At 68.2% G+C, this 18,916-nt stretch carries 16 protein-coding genes, 1 tRNA gene and 1 pseudogene; 13 read left to right on the plus strand and 5 right to left on the minus strand.

Annotation, left to right across the window (positions count from 1 at the left end):
* Window positions 1-70 precede the first annotated feature (70 nt).
* A complete protein-coding gene (pepN, locus tag ACQUSX_RS01450) occupies window positions 71-2,653 on the minus strand; it encodes an aminopeptidase N (protein WP_428905202.1) in 2,583 nt (860 codons plus the stop codon).
* Between the two features lie 137 nt (window positions 2,654-2,790).
* Here pepN and ACQUSX_RS01455 point away from each other — a divergent pair, with 137 nt between their 5' ends.
* The 6 genes from ACQUSX_RS01455 to ACQUSX_RS01480 all read left to right on the plus strand — a co-directional run bounded on the left by ACQUSX_RS01455 (window position 2,791) and on the right by ACQUSX_RS01480 (window position 9,338).
* Window positions 2,791-3,984 carry a ferrochelatase gene (locus ACQUSX_RS01455; protein WP_428905203.1) on the plus strand — a complete coding sequence of 398 codons (1,194 nt, stop codon included), beginning with the start codon at window positions 2,791-2,793 and terminating at the stop codon, window positions 3,982-3,984.
* Window positions 3,985-4,033: 49 nt separating this feature from the next.
* Entirely contained in the window at window positions 4,034-4,549 is a 516-nt protein-coding gene (locus ACQUSX_RS01460) for a ribose-5-phosphate isomerase (protein ID WP_428905204.1), read from the plus strand.
* A 1-nt stretch (window position 4,550) separates the two neighbouring features.
* On the plus strand, window positions 4,551-5,555 hold the full coding sequence (locus ACQUSX_RS01465) for an Fpg/Nei family DNA glycosylase (protein ID WP_428905205.1): 1,005 nt from the start codon (window positions 4,551-4,553) through the stop codon (window positions 5,553-5,555).
* A 108-nt stretch (window positions 5,556-5,663) separates the two neighbouring features.
* A complete protein-coding gene (locus ACQUSX_RS01470; protein WP_428905206.1) occupies window positions 5,664-7,139 on the plus strand; it encodes an alanine/glycine:cation symporter family protein in 1,476 nt (491 codons plus the stop codon).
* Window positions 7,140-7,182: 43 nt separating this feature from the next.
* Window positions 7,183-7,824, plus strand: coding sequence for an FMN-binding negative transcriptional regulator (locus ACQUSX_RS01475; protein ID WP_428905207.1), 642 nt, complete (start codon window positions 7,183-7,185; stop codon window positions 7,822-7,824).
* Window positions 7,821-9,338, plus strand: coding sequence for an amidohydrolase (locus ACQUSX_RS01480; protein ID WP_428905208.1), 1,518 nt, complete (start codon window positions 7,821-7,823; stop codon window positions 9,336-9,338). The genes ACQUSX_RS01475 and ACQUSX_RS01480 overlap by 4 nt, the downstream gene beginning before the upstream one ends.
* A gap of 47 nt (window positions 9,339-9,385) precedes the next feature.
* Here ACQUSX_RS01480 and ACQUSX_RS01485 read toward each other — a convergent pair whose 3' ends face one another.
* Window positions 9,386-9,871 carry a Dps family protein gene (locus ACQUSX_RS01485; RefSeq protein WP_428905209.1) on the minus strand — a complete coding sequence of 162 codons (486 nt, stop codon included), beginning with the start codon at window positions 9,869-9,871 and terminating at the stop codon, window positions 9,386-9,388.
* 141 nt (window positions 9,872-10,012) lie between these two features.
* Here ACQUSX_RS01485 and ACQUSX_RS01490 point away from each other — a divergent pair, with 141 nt between their 5' ends.
* The 3 genes from ACQUSX_RS01490 (at window position 10,013) to ACQUSX_RS01500 (ending at window position 11,702) form a co-directional block, all read left to right on the plus strand.
* Window positions 10,013-10,549: a gamma carbonic anhydrase family protein gene (locus ACQUSX_RS01490; protein ID WP_428905210.1), complete on the plus strand. Its 537-nt coding sequence runs from the start codon at window positions 10,013-10,015 to the stop codon at window positions 10,547-10,549.
* A 32-nt stretch (window positions 10,550-10,581) separates the two neighbouring features.
* Window positions 10,582-10,655, plus strand: a tRNA-Ile gene (locus ACQUSX_RS01495).
* A 39-nt stretch (window positions 10,656-10,694) separates the two neighbouring features.
* Window positions 10,695-11,702, plus strand: coding sequence for a YihY/virulence factor BrkB family protein (locus ACQUSX_RS01500; protein WP_428905211.1), 1,008 nt, complete (start codon window positions 10,695-10,697; stop codon window positions 11,700-11,702).
* Here ACQUSX_RS01500 and ACQUSX_RS01505 read toward each other — a convergent pair.
* Complete coding sequence (locus ACQUSX_RS01505; RefSeq protein WP_428905212.1) at window positions 11,691-12,551, minus strand: DUF72 domain-containing protein; 861 nt, start codon at window positions 12,549-12,551, stop codon at window positions 11,691-11,693. The genes ACQUSX_RS01500 and ACQUSX_RS01505 overlap by 12 nt on opposite strands.
* Window positions 12,552-12,652: 101 nt before the next feature.
* Between ACQUSX_RS01505 and ACQUSX_RS01510 the strand changes: the two genes are divergently transcribed.
* Window positions 12,653-12,856, plus strand: a complete 204-nt coding sequence (locus tag ACQUSX_RS01510; RefSeq protein ID WP_428905213.1) for a hypothetical protein — start codon at window positions 12,653-12,655, stop codon at window positions 12,854-12,856.
* A 17-nt stretch (window positions 12,857-12,873) separates the two neighbouring features.
* Here ACQUSX_RS01510 and ACQUSX_RS01515 read toward each other — a convergent pair whose 3' ends face one another.
* Complete coding sequence (locus ACQUSX_RS01515; protein ID WP_428905214.1) at window positions 12,874-14,127, minus strand: alpha/beta fold hydrolase; 1,254 nt, start codon at window positions 14,125-14,127, stop codon at window positions 12,874-12,876.
* Window positions 14,127-16,124, minus strand: a complete 1,998-nt coding sequence (locus ACQUSX_RS01520; RefSeq protein ID WP_428905215.1) for a DUF262 domain-containing protein — start codon at window positions 16,122-16,124, stop codon at window positions 14,127-14,129. Before ACQUSX_RS01520 ends, ACQUSX_RS01515 begins: the two co-directional genes overlap by 1 nt.
* A 173-nt stretch (window positions 16,125-16,297) precedes the next feature.
* On the opposite strand from ACQUSX_RS01520, the gene ACQUSX_RS01525 reads away from it, so the two are divergent.
* The 3 genes and pseudogenes from ACQUSX_RS01525 to ACQUSX_RS01535 all read left to right on the plus strand — a co-directional run bounded on the left by ACQUSX_RS01525 (window position 16,298) and on the right by ACQUSX_RS01535 (window position 18,911).
* Entirely contained in the window at window positions 16,298-17,071 is a 774-nt protein-coding gene (locus tag ACQUSX_RS01525; protein WP_428907567.1) for a hypothetical protein, read from the plus strand.
* A 160-nt stretch (window positions 17,072-17,231) separates the two neighbouring features.
* Window positions 17,232-18,276, plus strand: a pseudogene (locus tag ACQUSX_RS01530) (NAD(P)-dependent alcohol dehydrogenase).
* A gap of 131 nt (window positions 18,277-18,407) precedes the next feature.
* Window positions 18,408-18,911 carry a DUF3145 domain-containing protein gene (locus ACQUSX_RS01535; RefSeq protein ID WP_428905216.1) on the plus strand — a complete coding sequence of 168 codons (504 nt, stop codon included), beginning with the start codon at window positions 18,408-18,410 and terminating at the stop codon, window positions 18,909-18,911.
* Window positions 18,912-18,916 lie beyond the last annotated feature (5 nt).

Genomic DNA, 18,916 nt, shown 5'->3' on the forward strand with positions numbered 1-18,916 from the left:
GTCGATTCTACTGATGAGGCCTCTGCGCACACTGGGTGCGCAGAGGCCTCATCGAGGAGCGGTGTCCTGCTCAGGACTCGGCGTCGGCATCCGCGTCGCGCGACTGCGCGGCGAGTGCGCGCTCGACGTCGGCGAGGTTCTCGTGGACCAGTCGGCGCAGGGCGGGAGCGGCGTCCTGGTGCTGCGAGAGCCAGGCGCGCGTCGCGTCGCGCAGCTCGATGTTCGCGAGCGAGCGGGGGTAGAGGCCGACGATCAGGTAATCCGCGATCTGGTACGTGCGGCCCTCCCAGATCGGAAGCAGCATGTCGAAGTACGGCTGGATGAACTCGCCGAGCACATCGACGCCGGACGGATGCACGAAGCCGAGCGCCGTGGATCGCACGATCGTGTTGGGCAGGTCGCTGTTGTCGATCAGCGATGCCCAGGCGGTCTTCTTCGCATCGACCGTCGGCAGCGCGGCACGCGCTTGAGCTGCGAGCTCACCGCCCTTGGATGTGTTGTCCGCAGCGAGCGCCGCGTCGATGGTGGTCGCATCGGTCGCGCCTGCGGCGGCCAGGCCGATCAGCAGCTGCCACGACAGGTCAGCGTCGATCTCGAGACCGGAAAGCGTCTCCTCGCCCGCGCGCAGCCGGCCGACGATTCCGGCGTGCTCGGCAGTCGCGATCGAGTTGGCGAACGCCATCACCAGCTGCAGCTGGCCGTCGCTGCCGGCCTCGGCCTGCTGTGCCAGAGCCCACAGGCCGTCGGCGATCTTCTCGCGCGCCGCCGACCGCGTCGACGGGTCGACGTAGACGTTGGCGGCCAGCTGGAGCTGGGCGAGAGTGGTGCGCACAGTGGTCGACTCGGTCTCGCGGCCGATGTTGCCGAGCACGAGGTCGATGTAGTCGCGCGCAGCGCTCTCGGCATCCCGAGTCTGGTCCCACGCCGCACCCCAGACCAGCGAGCGCGCGAGCGGGTCGCTGATGTCGGCGAGGTGCTCGATCGCCGTTGCGAGCGAGCGCTCGTCGAGGCGGATCTTCGCGTAGGCGAGGTCCTTGTCGTTCAGCAGCACCATGTCGGGCCGCTTCAGGCCCTGCAGCTCGGGGATCTCCGTGCGGTCGCCGTCCACGTCCACCTCGACGTAGTGGGTGCGCACAAGGGCTCCGCCGTCGAGGTCGTAGAAGCCGATGCCCAGTCGGTGCGGGCGGATCGTGGGGTAGTCGGCGGGAGCCGTCTGCGTGACCGCGAAGCGTGTGATCGTTCCCGAGGCATCCTCGGCGATCACCGGGCTGAGGGTGTTCACCCCGGCGGTCTCGAGCCACTTCTTCGCCCAGCTCGTCAGCTCGCGCCCACTCGTCGCCTCGAGCTCGACCAGCAGATCGCTCAGCTCGGTGTTGCCCCAGGAGTGCTTCTGGAAGTACTGCGAGACTCCGGCGAAGAACGCGTCGATGCCGACCCACGCGGCGAGCTGCTTGAGCACCGATCCGCCCTTGGCATACGTGATGCCGTCGAAGTTGACCAGCACGTCCTGCAGATCGTTGATCTCGGCGACGATCGGGTGCGTCGAGGGGAGCTGATCCTGGCGGTACGCCCAGGTCTTCTCCATCGCGTTGAACGTCGTCCACGCCTCGGTCCACTCCGTGGCCTCAGCGGTCGCGATCGTCGACGCCCACTCGGCGAACGACTCGTTCAGCCACAGGTCGTTCCACCACTTCATGGTCACGAGGTCGCCGAACCACATGTGCGCCAGCTCGTGCAGGATCGTCACGACGCGACGCTCCCTGACGGCGTCCGTCACCTTGCTGCGGAAGACGTACGTCTCGGTGAAGGTGACCGCACCGGCGTTCTCCATCGCGCCGGCGTTGAACTCCGGAACGAACAGCTGGTCGTACTTCTCGAACGGGTACGCGACGCCGAACTTCTCTTCGAAGTAGGCGAAGCCCTGCCGGGTCTTCTCGAAGATGTAATCCGCGTCGAGGTGCTGCCACAGGCTCTTGCGGCCGTAGACGCCGAGGGGGATGACCTTGCCCGACGAGCTCGTGAGCTCGGAGAACGTCGCCTCGTACGGGCCGGCCACCAGCGCGGTGATGTACGACGAGATGCGCGGCGTCGGCTCGAAGCCCCACGTCGCGACCTGCTGGGTCCCTGAGCCCGTCGAAGGGTCGTGCACGATGGGCTCCGGCGTCGGCGAGTTCGACACGACCTTCCACGCGGCGGGCGCGGTGACCGTGAACTGGAACGTCGCCTTGAGATCGGGCTGCTCGAACACCGCGAAGACGCGGCGGGAGTCGGGAACCTCGAACTGCGAGTAGAGGTAGACCTCGCCGTCGACCGGGTCGACGAAGCGGTGCAGTCCCTCGCCGGTGTTGGTGTACAGGCAGTCGGCGTCGACGATCAGCACGTTCTCGGCCTGCAGGTCGCTGAGCGCGATGCGCGAGTCCGCGAAGACCTCGTCAGGGTCGATCTGCTCGCCGTTGAGCGTGATCTCACGGACTTCTCGCGCGATCAGGTCGATGAAGGTGAACGCTCCGGGGGTCGCGGTGAATCGGACGACGCTGCGCGAGCCGAACACCTCCGCTCCCTTGGTGAGGTCGAGTGAGACCTCATAGGACTGCGTGTCGATGACGGCACGGCGCTCCTGCGCTTCGGTACGAGTGAGGTTTTCTCCAGGCACAGCTGATGTTCTCCCATTGGTGGAGGGGATGTCGGCGTGCATCGGCGCGGCTGGCGCCGACGGCAACCATGACAGCCTACGCCAGGCGTGCCGAACCGGGAACGACTCGATGCCGGCTCATAGGAGGGGATGCGATCATGGCGCCCGTGACCCAACTTGACTCGGATGCTGTTCCCCACGCATCTGCGGCTGCCGCCGGCGGCGCGATGCACATCGAAGAGGGCGTCGGCTACGACGCGATCCTGCTGGCCGGATTCGGCGGCCCGGAGGGCCAGGACGACGTGATCCCGTTCCTGCGCAACGTCACCCGCGGCAGGGGCATCCCGGATGAGCGACTCGAGGAGGTCGCGCATCACTACCGGGCCTTCGGAGGCATCAGCCCGATCAATGCGCAGAACCGCGCGCTCAAGGCCGCGCTGGAGGCGGAGCTCGCGGCGCGCTCGATCGAGCTGCCGGTCTACTGGGGCAACCGCAACTGGGCGCCCTATCTCGAAGACGCCGTCGCCGAGGCCGCTGGCAACGACGACACCACTCTGCTGGCATTCGCGACGAGCGCATACAGTTCGTTCTCGAGCTGCCGGCAGTACCGCGAGGACTTCTCACGCGTGCTCGACGGCACCGAGTTCGACGGCGTGGTCACGATCGACAAGATCCGCCCGTTCTTCGATCACCCGGGCTTCGTGCAGGCGTTCGTGGAGGGCGTCGACGATGCCGTGCGGGCGCGCCTGGAAGAGGGCGTCGCCGCCGACTCGATCCAGGTGCTGTTCTCGACCCACAGCATTCCGATCGACGACGCCAAGCGCTCCGGTCCGCGAGACATCGAATGGGGCGTCGGCGGTGCCTATGCCGCACAGCACGAGGCCGTCGCCGCGTGGGTGATGGACCGCGTCGCGCAGCTCAGTCCCGAGGCCGCCGGCGTCGCGTGGGAGCTCGTCTACCAGTCCCGCTCCGGCCCGCCGACCCAGCCGTGGCTCGAACCCGACGTGTGCGATGTCATCGGCGAGCTGCCCGCGCGCGGCCGCCGAGCCGTCATCGTCGTGCCGCTCGGATTCATGAGCGACCACATGGAAGTGCTCTGGGACCTCGACACCGAGGCGAAGGACGCCGCGGATGAGGCCGGGCTGCTCTTCGCCCGCACGCCGACTCCGGGCGTGTCGCCGGCCTTCGTCGCCGGCATCGTGGACCTGATCCAGGAGCGGATGGAGGGGCGACCGGCATCCGATCGCGCGCACGTCACCGCGCTGGGTCCCGCGTTCGACATCTGTCGGCCCGGATGCTGTGAGAACGTGCGGGCCGGGTTCAAGCCGGCGGCCGCAGGGCTCGCGCCGTAGGCGCGAACGGCAGGGCCGGCGCGCCGCAGGCCTGAATAGGATGGATGCCATGCGCATCCACATCGCCACCGATCACGCCGGCCTGGACTTCTCGACGCGACTGCAGGAGCACCTCCGCGCCGCCGGACACGACGTCATCGACCACGGTCCTGTCGAGTACGACGCGCTGGATGACTACCCGGCCTTCTGCATCCGCGCGGCGCAGGCGGTCGTCGCCGACCAGTCCGACGGCGTCGAGGCGCTCGGCGTGGTGTTCGGCGGCTCGGGCAACGGCGAGCAGATCGCGGCGAACAAGGTCGCCGGCATCCGCGCCGCGCTGGTGTGGAATCTCTCGACGGCAGAACTCGCTCGCGAGCACAACGACGCCAACGTGATCTCCATCGGCGCGCGCCAGCACTCCTTCGAAGAGGTGACGAGCTTCATCGACCGGTTCATCGCGACGCCGTTCTCGGGCGAGGAGCGGCATGCGCGCCGCATCGGTCAGATCGCCGCGTTCGAGAAGGACGGGTCGCTGCTGCCCGACCCGCGTCAAGGAGAGGTCGGCTCCGCCGACGGGCGGGCCTGACATGCCGGAGGGACACTCCGTTCACCGGATCGCCCGGCAATTCGCGCGCAACTTCGTCGCTCTGCCGGTGCGGGCCTCGAGTCCGCAGGGGCGCTTCGCCGAGGGCGCGGCCGTGCTGGACGGGCGCGAGATGCAGCAGGCGATCGCCGTCGGCAAGCAGATGTTCCTCGAGTTCGAAGACGCCGTCTGGCTGCGCGTGCATCTGGGACTGTACGGGGCGTGGGACTTCGCCGGCGAGATCTTCGCCGACGCCACCATCTCGTCCGCGAACGGACGAATGGGCCAGACCAATCAGCGCGGCACGGATCTCGAGGATCCGATCTTCGATGATGCGGGCGAGAACTCGCTGACCTCGATCGGCGCGCCGCGCAAGGCGCGCGTGCACGTGCGCATGTCCGAGCAGACGAAGGGACTCGACGACGGCGACGCCGACGACGAGTGGCCGCCGCCGGTCGTCGGGCAGGTGCGACTGCGGCTGCTGACGGATGCCACGTGCGCCGATCTGCGCGGGCCCACCGCTTGCGTGCTGCAGACTCCCGACGAGATGCTCGCCACGGTCGCGAAGCTCGGCCCCGACCCGCTGGTCGGCGATCCGGCGGAGGGTGAGGAGCGCTTCGTGCGCACCGTGCGCCGCAAGCCCACGCCGATCGCCCTGCTGCTCATGGATCAGTCGGTCGTGAGTGGCATCGGCAACGTGTACCGCGCGGAGATGCTGTACCGAGCGCGTCTCGAACCGCACACCCCGGGGCGCGACGTGCCAGAGGAGGTCGTGCGCGAGCTGTGGCGCGACTGGGTGCGGCTGCTGTCGATCGGCGTCGAGACCGGGCAGATGATGACGATGGACGGACTCACCGGCGACGACTACCGGGCCGCCATGGCCAGTCGCGATGACCGGCACTGGGTGTACCACCGTGCTGGACTGCCGTGCCGGGTGTGCGGCACCGAGATCGCTCTCGAGGAGATCGGCGCGCGCAAGCTGTACTGGTGTCCGTACTGCCAGCGCTGAACGCCGGGACGACCGGCGCACGCACCGAAGCCCGCGTCGCATCGAGTCTGACCGCTCGCTGTGAATAGGATGGCGGAGTCCGTTCGCAACGATGCGTGAGGAGATCGCATGGACCTGTCGGCAATCGAGGGCTTTCTGGGCTGGCTCAGTGGCATCATCTGGGGACCGTACCTGCTCATTCCGCTGCTGCTCGGCACCGGGCTGTATCTGACGATCCGCCTCGGCGGGCTGCAGTTCCTCCGGCTCGGATCCGCACTCCGCCTCGGGCTGTTCACCCGCCGGGACCCGGGCTCAGACGGAGACATCTCGCAGTTCCAGGCGCTGACGACCGCCCTTGCCGCGACCGTCGGCACCGGGAACATCGTCGGCGTCGCGACCGCCATCGGCATCGGCGGCCCGGGTGCGCTGTTCTGGATGTGGGTGACCGGACTGCTCGGGATGGCGTCGAAGTACTCCGAGGCGTTCCTCGGGGTGCGCTTTCGCACCACCGACTCCGCAGGAGAGAAGAACGGCGGGCCGCAGTACTACCTCGAGCGCGGCATCCCGAACCGCTTCGGCAAGTTCCTGGCGATCTTCTTCGCCGTCGCCGCAGTCATCGCCTGCTTCGGCATCGGCAACATGACGCAGGGAAACTCCATCGCGTCGAACATGGAGTCCAGCTTCAACGTCCCGACCTGGGTCACCGGGATCGTGCTGACCGTGTTCGCGCTCGTCGTGCTGGTGGGCGGCATCAAGTCGATCGGCCGCGTCACTGCCGGGCTCGTCCCCGTCATGATCATCTTCTACGTGCTCGGTGCGATCTACATCCTCATCGCCAACATCGGCGGTGTACCGGCCGCTTTCGCTCAGATCTTCACCGACGCCTTCACCGGCACGAGCGCGGTGGGCGGCTTCGCCGGTTCGGCGATCATCATCGCCGTGCAGTTCGGTGTGGCCCGCGGCATCTTCTCGAACGAATCGGGCATGGGCTCGGCCGCCATCGCCGCCGCGGCGGCGAAGACCAGTCACCCGGTGCGTCAGGGCCTGGTGTCGATGACGCAGACGTTCATCGACACGATCATCGTGGTCACCTGCACGGGCCTTGTCATCATCACCACCGGCGTCTGGAACATGACCGACCCCGAGACCGGCGAGCAAATCAGCCCGGCGCTGATGACCGGCGAGGCGTTCTCGCACGGACTGCCGGGCGAGTGGGGGCACTACATCGTCACGATCGGGCTCGTGCTGTTCGCCGGCTCGACGATCCTGGGCTGGTCGTACTACGGCGAGCGCAGCATCGAGCGCCTCCTGGGCCGTCGGGCGGTGATGCCGTTCCGCGTGATCTTCTCACTGGTCGTCTTCATCGGCTGCACCGTGCAGCTGGGCGTCGTGTGGGCCTTCTCGGACGTCATGAACGGTCTGATGGCGCTGCCGAACCTGATCGGTCTGCTCGTGCTGTCCGGACTCGTCGCACGGGAGACGAAGAAGTACCTCGACAACGATCCCAAGCTGACCGCGACGACCGAAGAGGTCGAGGCGTTCATGTCCGGAGACCCGTCGTACGAGAACTGGAAGACGCAGGCGATCAGGGTCGTCGGGAAGTAGCCGGAGGGCACCGGGCAGGTCGGGCCGGTCATAGGCTGGGATGGTGCGCCAGAACCCCAGTTTCGCGATGACCGACCCGACCGAGCTCCGCCGCGTGGTCGAGCTCAACCCGTGGGCGACGCTCGTCAGCGACGCGGACGACGGCCTGGTCGCTTCGCACTATGTCGTCCTGCTCGATGATGAACGCGATGATCTCACCGTCGTCGGCCACGTCGGCCGCCCTGACGACCTCATCCACGGCCTGGGGGAGCGCGAGCTGCTGATCTCGTTCCAAGGCCCGCACGGCTATATCTCACCCGGCTGGTACGGCGACATCGCCTCAGTGCCCACCTGGAATTTCGTCTCGGTGCATCTGACCGGCATCCCCGAGATCCTTTCCGCCGACGAGAACCTGCGGGTGCTGGAGCGCATGGTGAACGTGTTCGAGAGTCGGATGCCGAATCCGCGCGGCATGTGGACTCCGCCGAACGACGAGGCGTTCGTCGCCCGTCTTGCAGCCGGAACCGTCGGCTTCCGTCTCACGCCGACGAAGGTCGTCGCCAAGCGCAAGCTCAGCCAGAACAAGCCGATCGAGACGGTGGAGGAGATCCTGGTCGCGCTGGAGGGCGACGGCGCGTATGCGAACGGCGCGCTGGCTGCAGAGATGCGTCGTGCCCATGAGGCGCGCAGGGAGCGTAAGGCGTGACGGGGCAGAACCAGGCTGCCCGCGATCGGGCAGAGCAGGGGCAGCGCGTCGACTTCATCCGCGCGGTCAGGCTGACAGGGCCCTCGGGTGTGCCGTTCGGCGATGATCCCGTCGATCTGCTGATCGAGCAGGGCCGCATCGGGGATATCGCGCCGACCGGTGCGCTGCGGCCACAGGGCATCGTGCTCGACGGCGAGGGATGCCGAGCGATCCCCGGTCTCTGGGATCACCACGTGCACACCGTGCAGTGGGCGCTGAACGCCGACCGGGTGCAGCTCGGCGCCGCGCGGACAGCGACCGAGGCGGCGGCGCTCATGGCGGATGCTGCACCTCTCGCCGACGGACGTCTGATCGGCGCCGGCATGCGCGATGCGCTGTGGCCGGACGAGCCGACGCTGCGGGCTCTGGACGACGCCACCGGAGAGCGGCCCGCGTACCTGATCAACGCCGATGTGCACAGCGTCTGGCTGAACTCCGCGGCCTTCCGTCGGGAGGGCTTCGCGTCGACGGCGGACGGGATGCTGCGGGAAGAGGACGCCTTCGAGATCTCGCGACGGCTGAACACCGCGGACGATGTGACGGCGGATGCCGCGGTGCGGCGTGCCGGACAGCGCGCGGCTGCCAGGGGAGTGACCGGCATCGTCGACTTCGACATGGCCTGGAACGCCGCCGCCTGGCAGCGGCGCACGGCATCCGGCTTCGATGCGCATCGCGTCGAGTTCGCGTTCTACGCGGCCGACCTTCAGCGCGCGATGGCCGAGGGCCTGCGCTCGGGTGAGCAGCTGCCGGGCACCGACGGGTTGGTGCATGTCGGCTCGCTCAAGCTGATCACCGACGGATCGCTCGGCACCCGCACGGCGGCGTGCTCGCACGCGTACGGAGACGACCCTGCGAACTTCGGCGTCTTCACGATCGAACCGGATGAGCTGCGCGCCTTCCTCACCACCGCGACGGGTGCCGGCATCGACGTGGCTGTGCACGCCATCGGAGACCGTGCGGTGGCATCCGCGCTCGACGCGTTCACGTACACGCAGGCGCAGGGCACGATCGAGCATGCGCAGCTCGTGCGGCACGCCGATCTCGCGCGCTTCGCGAGGCTGGGCGCTGTGGCCAGCGTGCAGCCGGAGCATGCCGTGGACGACCGCGATCTGGTGGGATCGCTGTGGCAGCACCAGCAGGCCATCAGCCATCCGGTAGCTTCACTGCTCAATGCCGGTGTGCCGGTCCGATTCGGCTCGGATGCGCCGGTCGCGCCGCTGGATCCCTGGCTGACGATCGCAGCGGCGGTGCACCGCACCGGGGATGAGCGCGCGTCGTGGCATCCGGAGGAGCGGGTCCCGATCGAGACGGCGCTGCGTGCCAGCAGCCACCGCGGCGGCACCGATCTCGAACTCGGCGGCGTCGCCGACCTCGTGCTCTGCGGCACCGACCCGCTCACGGCGGACCGAGAGCAGCTGATCCGGATGCCCGTCGCGGCGACGCTGCTCGGCGGGCGCGTCACGCACCTGGGCTGAGAACGCAGGAACGCCCGCCCCGAGGGGCGGGCGTTCGCGCGTGCGGGTCAGGCTGCGATGTGCGAGACGAGGAACCAGCGGTCCTTCTCGAGCCCGCGCTGGATCTCGATCGCGACGTCCTGGCTGGTGAGGTCGACCTCGTCGAGGCCGTCGACTGCGGCCTTGATCTCGACGAGGGCGGCGTCGATGTCGGCGATGACGGCGCGCACCAGGTCATCCGAGGATGCGAAACCCGCGGGCACCTGAGTGGTGGCGGACTTCGTAGCGACGGTGCCGACACGAGCGTCGATCGGGAGTCCGAGGGCGACGATGCGCTCCGCGGCGGTGTCGGCGAAGTCCATGGCGTGTGCCACCACCGTGTCGAGGAACTCGTGGACGCCGACGAAGTTGGCGCCGCGCACGTGCCAGTGCGCCTGCTTGCCGTTGACGACCAGGGCCTGCATGCTGTGCACGACGGGGGAGAGGAACTGCGCCGCTGCTGCTGCCACGGTGGGGTCGATCGCGGTGGTGGGAACGGTCTGCGACTTGCTCATGAAGTACCTCCGGAAGTGGTCGAGCTGCCTTGTGAGATACAACGCTACTCGCCGCCGGTCATTCCGCAAGCAAGCGAAGGCAACGCTTACCGCGGTCGCTCCGGCGCGGAAAGACGCGGATCTGAGGGTAGTCTCACCTACATGACCATCGCCGCGACAGCATCCGTCATCTCCCTTGCCGACCGGTCGCCAACGATCGGCGGCGACGCGTTCGTCGCCGACGGGGCGCGCATCATCGGCGACGTGACACTCAGCACTCGGGCGAGCGTCTGGTACAACGCCGTGCTGCGCGCCGATTCCGCATCCATCACGGTCGGAGCGGGCAGCAACGTGCAGGACAACGTCTCCGTCCACGTCGACAGCGGGCATCCGGTGGTGATCGGCGAGAACGTCTCGATCGGCCACAACGCGGTCGTGCACGGCTGCAGGATCGGCGACGGGTCGCTGGTGGGGATGGGCGCGGTCGTGCTCAGCGGCGCCGTGATCGGACGCGGATGCCTCATCGCCGGCGGCGCCGTGGTGCTCGGCGGCACCGAGGTCCCAGACGGATCCCTCGTCGCGGGTGTGCCGGCGAAGGTGCGTCGCCAGCTCACCGATGACGAGCGCGCCGGCCTTGTGCGCAATGCGCGGATCTATCTCGAGCACACCGACACCCACGCGCGGGCGAGCGCGCAGTAGGGCGCGCGTGCACCGCTACGATGGAAGTTCTCGGGGCGGTGGCCAAGCTGGTCAAGGCAGTGGGCTCATAACCCAACGATCGCGGGTTCAAGTCCCGCCCGCCCCACCGATTGTCCTGGGCCCCGGCGTACGCGAGACTGACTTCATGGGCCCTGCTGAGCACACCCGCGACCACGCGCGCGTGGCGACCCTGCGCAGAACGGTGATGCTCATCGTGCGCAGGGTCGCGCGTGGCTTCTTCCGGACGTTCTCGGCGGACGCCGCCGCGGGGCTGACCTTCTACGGCATCCTCGCGCTGTTTCCCGCGCTCATCGCGGCGTTCTCGCTGATCGGGCTGATCGGCGAGAAGAAGGATGCCGTGAAGGCCGTCCTCGACGTCGCCGAAGACGTCCTGCCTCCCGACGTCGTCAGGGCGATCAGCGACCCGATCGAGGAGGTCTCATCCGCCGCGGGCGTCGGCTGGGTGCTCGTGGCCGTGCTCATCGTCGCGCTGTGGTCGGTCGCCCGCTACGTGACCGCGCTGGGCCGCGCGATCAACCGGATCTACGACGTTCCCGAGGGCCGGGTGCTGTGGAAGGCGAAGCCGATCCACCTGCTCGTCACGCTCGTCGTCTTCGTGCTGGTGTCTGTCGCGGTCGCTCTGGCGGTCGTCAGCTGGCCCCTGGCGCAGTCGATCGGCAGGGCCGCGGGTGCCGGCGAGGCGATTCTGCTCGTATGGCGCATCGGGCGCTGGCCCCTGCTGGTGTTCATCGTGATCCTCGTCGTCGCGATTCTTTACTATTTCGCACCGAACATCGCCCATCCGCATTTCCGGCTCATCAGCGTCGGAGCGATCGTCGCGATCGGGATCTTCGCGCTGGCGTCCGTCGGCCTCGGCTTCTACACCCGGAACCTCGCCGACTACGACCGGATCTACGGCGCCTTCGCGGGCGTCGTGATCTTCCTGCTGTGGCTGTGGATCGGCAACATGGCGCTGCTGATCGGCGCCCTCTTCGACGCCGAGGTCGAGCGGGTGCGCGAGCTGCGCAAGGGCATCCCGGCGGAGCGCGATCTGCAGGTGGAGCTGCGCGATACGGAGCGGCTGGAGCGCAACGCCGAGAACGACGCCGCCGACGAGCGGGCGGCGCGTCGCCTGCGCCGATCACGACGCTGAGGGAGCGTCTCCGACCAGCCGCGCCAGAGCGAGCGCATCGTGCGGCGCGTGTCCCTTCGCGTCGTTGTCGAAGTAGACGTGCACGTCGCGTCGGATGCCATCCGCGCTCGACCAGGCCAGGCACCGATCCGCCCACGTGCGCAGCTCGCCGGGGGAGTAGCCGCTGGCGTAGAGCTCCGCAGAGCCGTGCAGTCGCACGTAGACCAGATCGGCGTCGTTCGGCTCGAAGCGCGGCCAGCGGCCGGCCGTGTCGGCGACCGTGAGAGCCACGCCGTGCCGCCGCAGCAGCGTTCGCAGGCGCGGGTCGTCGAAGCTGTGCGAACGCGGCTCGATCGCGTGACGCAGCGGCCGGTCGGCGTCCGTCTCGAGCCAGGTGCGCCCGTGCATGCGCTCGTCGTGAGCGCGTGCGAGTTCGAGTGCGGCCCCGGTGGATCGCGGAAGCAGACCCAGGAACTCGTCGAGCACCTCCGACTCGAATTCATGGCGCTCAGGAAGCTGCCAGAGGATCGGACCCAGCGTCGGGCCGAGGGCGAGGAGGCCGGACGCGAAGAAGTTCGCCAGTGCGGTGCGCGCATCGCGCAGGCCGAGCATGTGCGTGATGTAGCGCGATCCCTTGACGGCGAAGATGAAGTCGTCCGGCACGCTCTCGCGCCAGCGCAGGTAGCTTGCGGGACGCTGCAGCGAGTAGAACGAGCCGTTGAGCTCGACGGTCGACATGCGCGCGCCGATGTATTCCAGTTCGGCGCGCTGCACGAGCCCTTCGGGGTAGAAATCACCGCGCCAGGACGGATAGCGCCAGCCGGACGTGCCCACCCGAATGCGCGGCCGGATGACGGGATCGCTGCTCATGCCGGGATGGTAGGCAGAGCCGGCAGCGCGTTGGCAAGCCCCTTTCATCGGATGCTGTCGTCGGGCACCCTGGCGACACCGACACGCAAGAGGAGGAAGACATGAGCGGTTCACATGATGAGCAGCCCGTCGAGGTCCCCGAGGCGGATCGCCTGGATCAGGAGCGCGAGCTGGTGCCGGAGCCTCGGGATCCGGAGCGGACCGCGACGGAGCCGCCACCGGATGGAATCGAGGCCGATCCCGCGGATGTCGCCGAGCAGTCCATCGAGGCCGCTCAGGACGACGAGGACGCGCCGAGCACCTGAGTGCTCAGCGACGGTGCTCAGCGCACGGCGCGGTCGTGCGCGAGGTCGATCAGCCGCTCCAGCACGGGCCCGGAGCGCAGCCCGTTGTGCTCGTGCTCGCTGGTGACCCAGGTGCGAACGCCCGGCAGCAGCTCCGCCGTCTCCATCGAGAACTCGAACGGGACGTAGACGTCGTTCAGGTACACCGCGGCGGCCCCGGTGATTCCGGACACGGCGATCGCGTCGCGGTCGTAGATCTTCGGCCATTCGTGCTCGGCGAGCCGCATCGCGACCTCCCGCCATGGGCGGAACGCGGGCACTGTCTCGGTCCATTCGCTGCGGATGTGCTCACCGGTGAACAGCGTCGGATCGTCATCGAAGATCGCGGGAGTCATGCGCTCGGCCGACCAGCGGGTGGCCTGGCCCGAGGAGTAGCTGGACTCGTGGAAGACGAAGTACAGCGGGTTGCGGCCGCCGTACGGCATGGCCGCCGCGAGGTCGTGACGGAACGCGTTGGAAGCGGGATCCAGTTCGAGGAGCGACCACAGCGTCTGCCAGCCGTCGTTCGCGCCCAGGGTCGAGCCGACCGAGCGCAGGCGCGACACCGAGACGACCTCGCCGTCGGGCAGCACGATCTCGCCGGCGGCTGCCAGCTCCACAAGCCGGCGCATCCGCTCGCGGTGCTCGGGGAATCGGCGGTAGTAGCGCTCGGAGGCGTCCTGCATCTTGTCGTAGCAGAGCGCGTACACCTCGTCGGGGTGGCGGTCGAGCGTGCTCAGACCGCCGGTGATGAAGACCCGCTCCAGCGAGGATGAATCCGTCGAGAGGTAGGCAAGAGTCGTGAAGCCGCCGAATGATTGACCGAGCAGGCTCCACCGGGTCACGCCGAGCTCTGCGCGCAGCGCCTCGGCATCCCGCACGATCGAATCGGCGCGCAGGTGCGTGAGATACTCGGCCGCGGCTTCCGCGCCGAGCTCCAGCAGACTGTCGCCGACCGGAGTCGAGCGGCCCGTTCCGCGCTGGTCGAGCATCACGACGCGATAGTGCTCGAGCGCCGTGTCCAGCCACATGGGCGACGCCGGCGCGTGGAACACCCGCGGTGCCTCATGGCCCGGGCCGCCCTGAAGATAGACGAGGTACGGCAGGTGCTCGCCGCCCCGGCGACTCACGACCGCGGCGAACACGTCGATCGTGCGGGTGTCAGCGGGATCCGACCACACCAGCGGCACGGTGAGCGTGCGCTCTTCGACGGCGAGATCCATCATGCGTCGCACTTGGGTGCCGGCTGCCATCACATCACATTCCCTATGTACGAGTACTTCACGAACACCTCGGCTGCGATGCCGGATTCCTCCAGCACGCCCTGCAGGGCCGTCATCATGTAGTTCGAGTCCCAGCCCATGTAGAGGAAATGCGACTCATCGAGAGCACCCCAGTGCCCCTTCCACGCCATCTCGTCGTAGATCGGGCCGCCGTGTCGGGCGCTGTACGCGAGCGCCGAACGGCGGTCGTCGGTCCACGCCCGACGGAAGATGCGATTGAACAGCGCCTTGACGTCCTTGATCTCCCAGTGCTCTCCGCGGTACTCGACGTAGTCGAACTCGCGATCCCACCCGGCGGGCCAGCCGCGCCGGCGCACCGCGTCGAGTACGGGCGTGAGACCGTCGTCATCGATCTCCGGCAGCGCAGGTCGTGCCCAGATGCGGATGAACTCCTGCGTCAGCCGCATGGTCCGCGCCGAGATCGCGGCGGTGTTCCATGCCTCGACGTCGGCGAGCTCGCGGGTGGCCGAGACTGCGCTGCGCGCGTAGGCGTCGTCGCGCTTGACGGGGAAGGACGCGCCGAACACGCGCTCGGTGAGGGAGGGCTCCAGAAGCGTCAGATTGCCAAGGGTCGGGGCCAGTGCGCGGTGGCTGTTCTGCTCGTCCTCGCTGTACTCCTTCCACGGACGGATGCCGTCGCCGCTCCACACCGTGGTCGGCACCGCGGGCACGATGTTCTCGACATCGAACGCGGCGGGGTCATCGACCTGCTCGATGCGTCCGAGCACGTACGCGGCGTGCGGCAGCTCACCGTACTTGAGCACCGCGCTGACGCGCTCATCCGACGGGGTGATCCGGGCGATCGCGCGCATCAGCTCGTCTCGGCCGGCCTGACGCGCGCGGCACAGCCGCGCGATCAGGCGCTCGGTCGGAAGACCCACCACGGCGCGGCGCAGGAACAGCGCCTGCACCCATTCCAGCACCTCGATCAGCTCTTCGCGAGCGACGAGGCCTCGCCGGTAGTCTCCGTAGGCGCTCATCACCAGCGGGTACGTCGCGCGCCCGAAGGCGTTCGCGTACTCCAGATGGCGTCGGATGCCAGCATCCGACTCTCCGGCCGGATCCAGCAGGACCCCGTAGATCTCGGCGTACTCACGCCAGATCGCCGCGTCAGCCCGCAGCTTGTCGACGTCCAACCTCGGGAAGGAGCCGCGGAAGGCGGCGTACACGCCGTGTTCACCGGCGGCGTCGATCTCGCGTCCGAGCATCATGACGAGGTAGTGCCGCCAGAACGCGCCGATGCTCTCACCGGTGCGCCGTTCGATCGGCAGCCAGAAATCCTCCTCGACGCTGAGCTGCTCTGCGTGCGACAGGCCCATCAGGATGTAGTTGTGGATCAGCTCGTGATCGCGCAGCGGCTGACCGGTCGAGTTCAGGCTCTCGAAGATCTGCTGGGCGTTGGCATCCGCGCCGAGCGTGATCGACACGTGCTCGAGCTTCCGCAGACCCCGCCAGATCGATCCCGCCTCGTCGGCATGCACCTGGCTGCGGAAGAAGGCGTAGTTGTCGTCGAAGCGCGATTCGCGCTCGACGTCTCCGCGACGATCGAGCACGACGGACTCGTACAGGTCGGCCCAGGCGTGGTGCGGGCGCAGCTTGGTGCGGGCCGGGTCGTCAGCGCGAACCAGCACGCGCTCGAGCTCGGCGGCCATCCCCGGATCGGTGTCGCGCACCGCGTGATGCAGCGCCGCGATCAGCAGCATCACCGTCGTGATCCGCTGCTGGCCGTCGATGAGGATCAGATCGCCGTCCTCGGCATCCCGGCCGGAGAGGATCGAGCCGATGAAATGGCGGTGCGCGTCATCTTCGCCGGCCACCGCACGCACATCCGAGAGCAGCTTCTCGCAGCCGCCGATGTCCCAGCGGTACTGGCGCTGATAGACCGGGACGACGATGTTCGTCTCTTCCGCGGCGAGCCATTCGATGGTGCCGGTTGCGGTCGCTTCGACGTTGGTCGCCATTGCCATGACTGCGTGATTCCTCCGTGTGGCGGGAAGACGGGAGCCGCCGGGACGAGTCTAGTCGTGGCCCGATTTTCTCCGGTGGGGCACGGGGGAGTGTTCAGGGGCCGGAGGTAGGCTTGCCTAAGTAGGGCCTGTTAAAACGTGCTGGCCCGCTACGAAAGGACATGACTCGGATCATGGGATACATCAAGTCCGCAGCCCTCGAGGACAAGGGTTTCGTCATTCTCGACAGCTACGGCGGGGAAATGGACCCGAAGGAATGGCTCGACATCGAGTATGTCGACTGGAAGTCCTCCGGTGACACCCGCTTCTCGCCGCTGGCCAGTGCCAAGGGCGAGATCGAGTGCAACGGCTTCTGGAACCACAAGCCGCCGCGCACCGACAAGGACGGCGTCTGGATCGACTCGCAGACCGCCATCGCGCCCACGCTCACCGCGCGCGCCAAGGAGCCGGGCGCCAACGTCGGCCGCTGCCGCGTCATCGAGCTGCAGCCCACTCCGTATGGCGAGTGCCTGTACAACCTGCATCAGGACGACAACAACCGCCTGAACCCGGACGGGACGGGGTGGGTCGTCCGCGGCTTCTTCAACCTGACCGACGACAAGGACAGCTACTTCGTCTTGCGTGAGAACCGCACCGACCCCAGCATCGAGTACCGCATCGCTCTGCCGGCCGGCGCGCAGCTGATCGTCGACACCCAGCGTCTGTGGCATGCCACGACCCACAACGGCACCGAGCCGCGCTACTGCCTGATCACGTCGTGGGAGTCGGGCCCCGAGCTCGACGCCTACATCGAGAAGTACAACGGCACCGACCAGCACGAGCAGGTCGAGGTCGCTCAGGACGTTCTCGAGGCCGGCTACGCCGAGCAGGCGCGCAAGGATGCCGCGCGCGCAGCCTACTACGCGGCCAAGGGTCAGCAGGCGAAGCTCGCCATGAGCGAGGCCTGAGTCCCACTCGCCCGTTTCTGCGACGGCCCCGATCCTCGGATCGGGGCCGTCGTCTTTTCTCGGCCCTGCTCGCGCGCGCGATCACTACCATCGAAGTGAGTACAGCCTCGTTTCCGAGCGCGGTGCACGCGCGACGAGGCTGCTCGCCGAGGAGGACCTCATGAGAGCCGTGCGATTCACCGCCTGGAAGACCTTCCCCACGATCGAGGAGGTCGATCGCCCCACCCCGGGCCCGGGCGAGGTGCTGCTGAAGATCGCCGGAGCGGGCGCCTGCCACTCGGATGTCGCGATCTTCGAGCAGTTCGACGAGAGCATGGGTGAGCAGCTCGCACCCTCTTACACCCTCGGACACGAGAACGCCGGGTGGATCGAAGAGCTCGGCGAGGGTGTTGCAGGCTTCGAGAAGGGCGACGCGTACCTTGTCTACGGACCGATCGGCTGCGGACGCTGCCCCGCCTGCTCGCGTGGCCAGGACACCTACTGCCACAACGCCGCCACGCAGCCGTACCTCGCCACCGGACTCGGTCGCGACGGCGGCATGGCGGAGTACATGACGGTGCCGGCGCGCAACCTCGTGCCGCTGGAGGACGCGGATCCGGTCGACGCCGCACCCCTGGCGGATGCAGGACTCACGCCGTACCACGCGATCAAGCTCGCGCTTCCGAAGCTGGCGGGCGGGCGGCAAGACCGCGCTGGTCATCGGCCTCGGCGGTCTCGGCCAGCTCGCCGTGCAGATCCTGCGCACCCTCACCGGAGCGACCGTGATCGCGACGGACATGAAGCCCGAGGCGATGGCCGAGGCCGAGCAGGCAGGAGCCGTGACGGTGCCCGGAGGGGATGACCAGGTGGAGCGAATCCGCGCGCTGACCGGCGGGCAGGGCGTCGACGCGGTGTTCGATTTCGTCGGCGTCAGCGCGACGATCAAGACCGCGCAGGACGTGGTGCGGCGCCAGGGGCGGATCACCGTCGTCGGCGTCGCCGGCGGGCCCACGCAGTGGGACTTCTACTCCAACCCGTACGAGGCCGAGCTCACGAACACCTACTGGGGCACCATCGAGGAGCTGCACGAGGTGGCGGCGCTGTATCGCAACGGCCAGATCACCCCGAGCGTGACACGGTACTCGATGGATGACGCGCTCCAGGCGTACCACGATCTGCACGACGGCAAGCTCTCCGGGCGTGCGGTCGTGACGCCGCACAGCTGATCCGCGGTCCGGGGGAATCACATGCTTGTGATTCCTCCGGATCTGGGTGATAATCGCCGTATAACCGCATAGCTCGCCACATCTTCGGATCAGGTCGTAGGGGAAGACGTACCTGATGAAACGGAGAGATCATGGCGACGGGATACGCACGCGGAGTGGTGTTCATCCACTCTGCTCCTCGCGCGCTCTGCCCGCACCTCGAATGGGCGGTCGGGCGCGCTGTCGGTCGTGCCGTCAGCTTCGACTGGAGCGACCAGCCGGTGCAGCAGGGCACGCGCCGAGCGGAGTTCTACTGGGACGGGCCCGCGGGCACCGGCGCCGCCTTGGCCACGGCGATCCGCGGCTGGGAGCATCTGCGCTTCGAGGTCTCGGAAGATCCGACGCCCGGCTCCGAGGGCGGGCGCTGGCTGCACACGCCTGATCTCGGCATCCATTATGCGCAGACCGACTCGAGCGGCAACATCGTCATCGGCGAGGACCGCATCCGGTACGCGATGGAGATCGCGGCCGGCAGCGCGGCCGAACTGCAGCGCGAACTCGACGTGGCCCTCGGCTCTGCGTGGGATGAGGAACTCGAGCCGTTCCGCCATGCCGGAGATGACGCGCACGTCGTCTGGCTCCACAAAGTGGGTTAGCCGCT

The sequence above is a fragment of the Microbacterium alcoholitolerans genome, assembly GCF_050408615.1.
GTDB lineage: Bacteria > Actinomycetota > Actinomycetes > Actinomycetales > Microbacteriaceae > Microbacterium.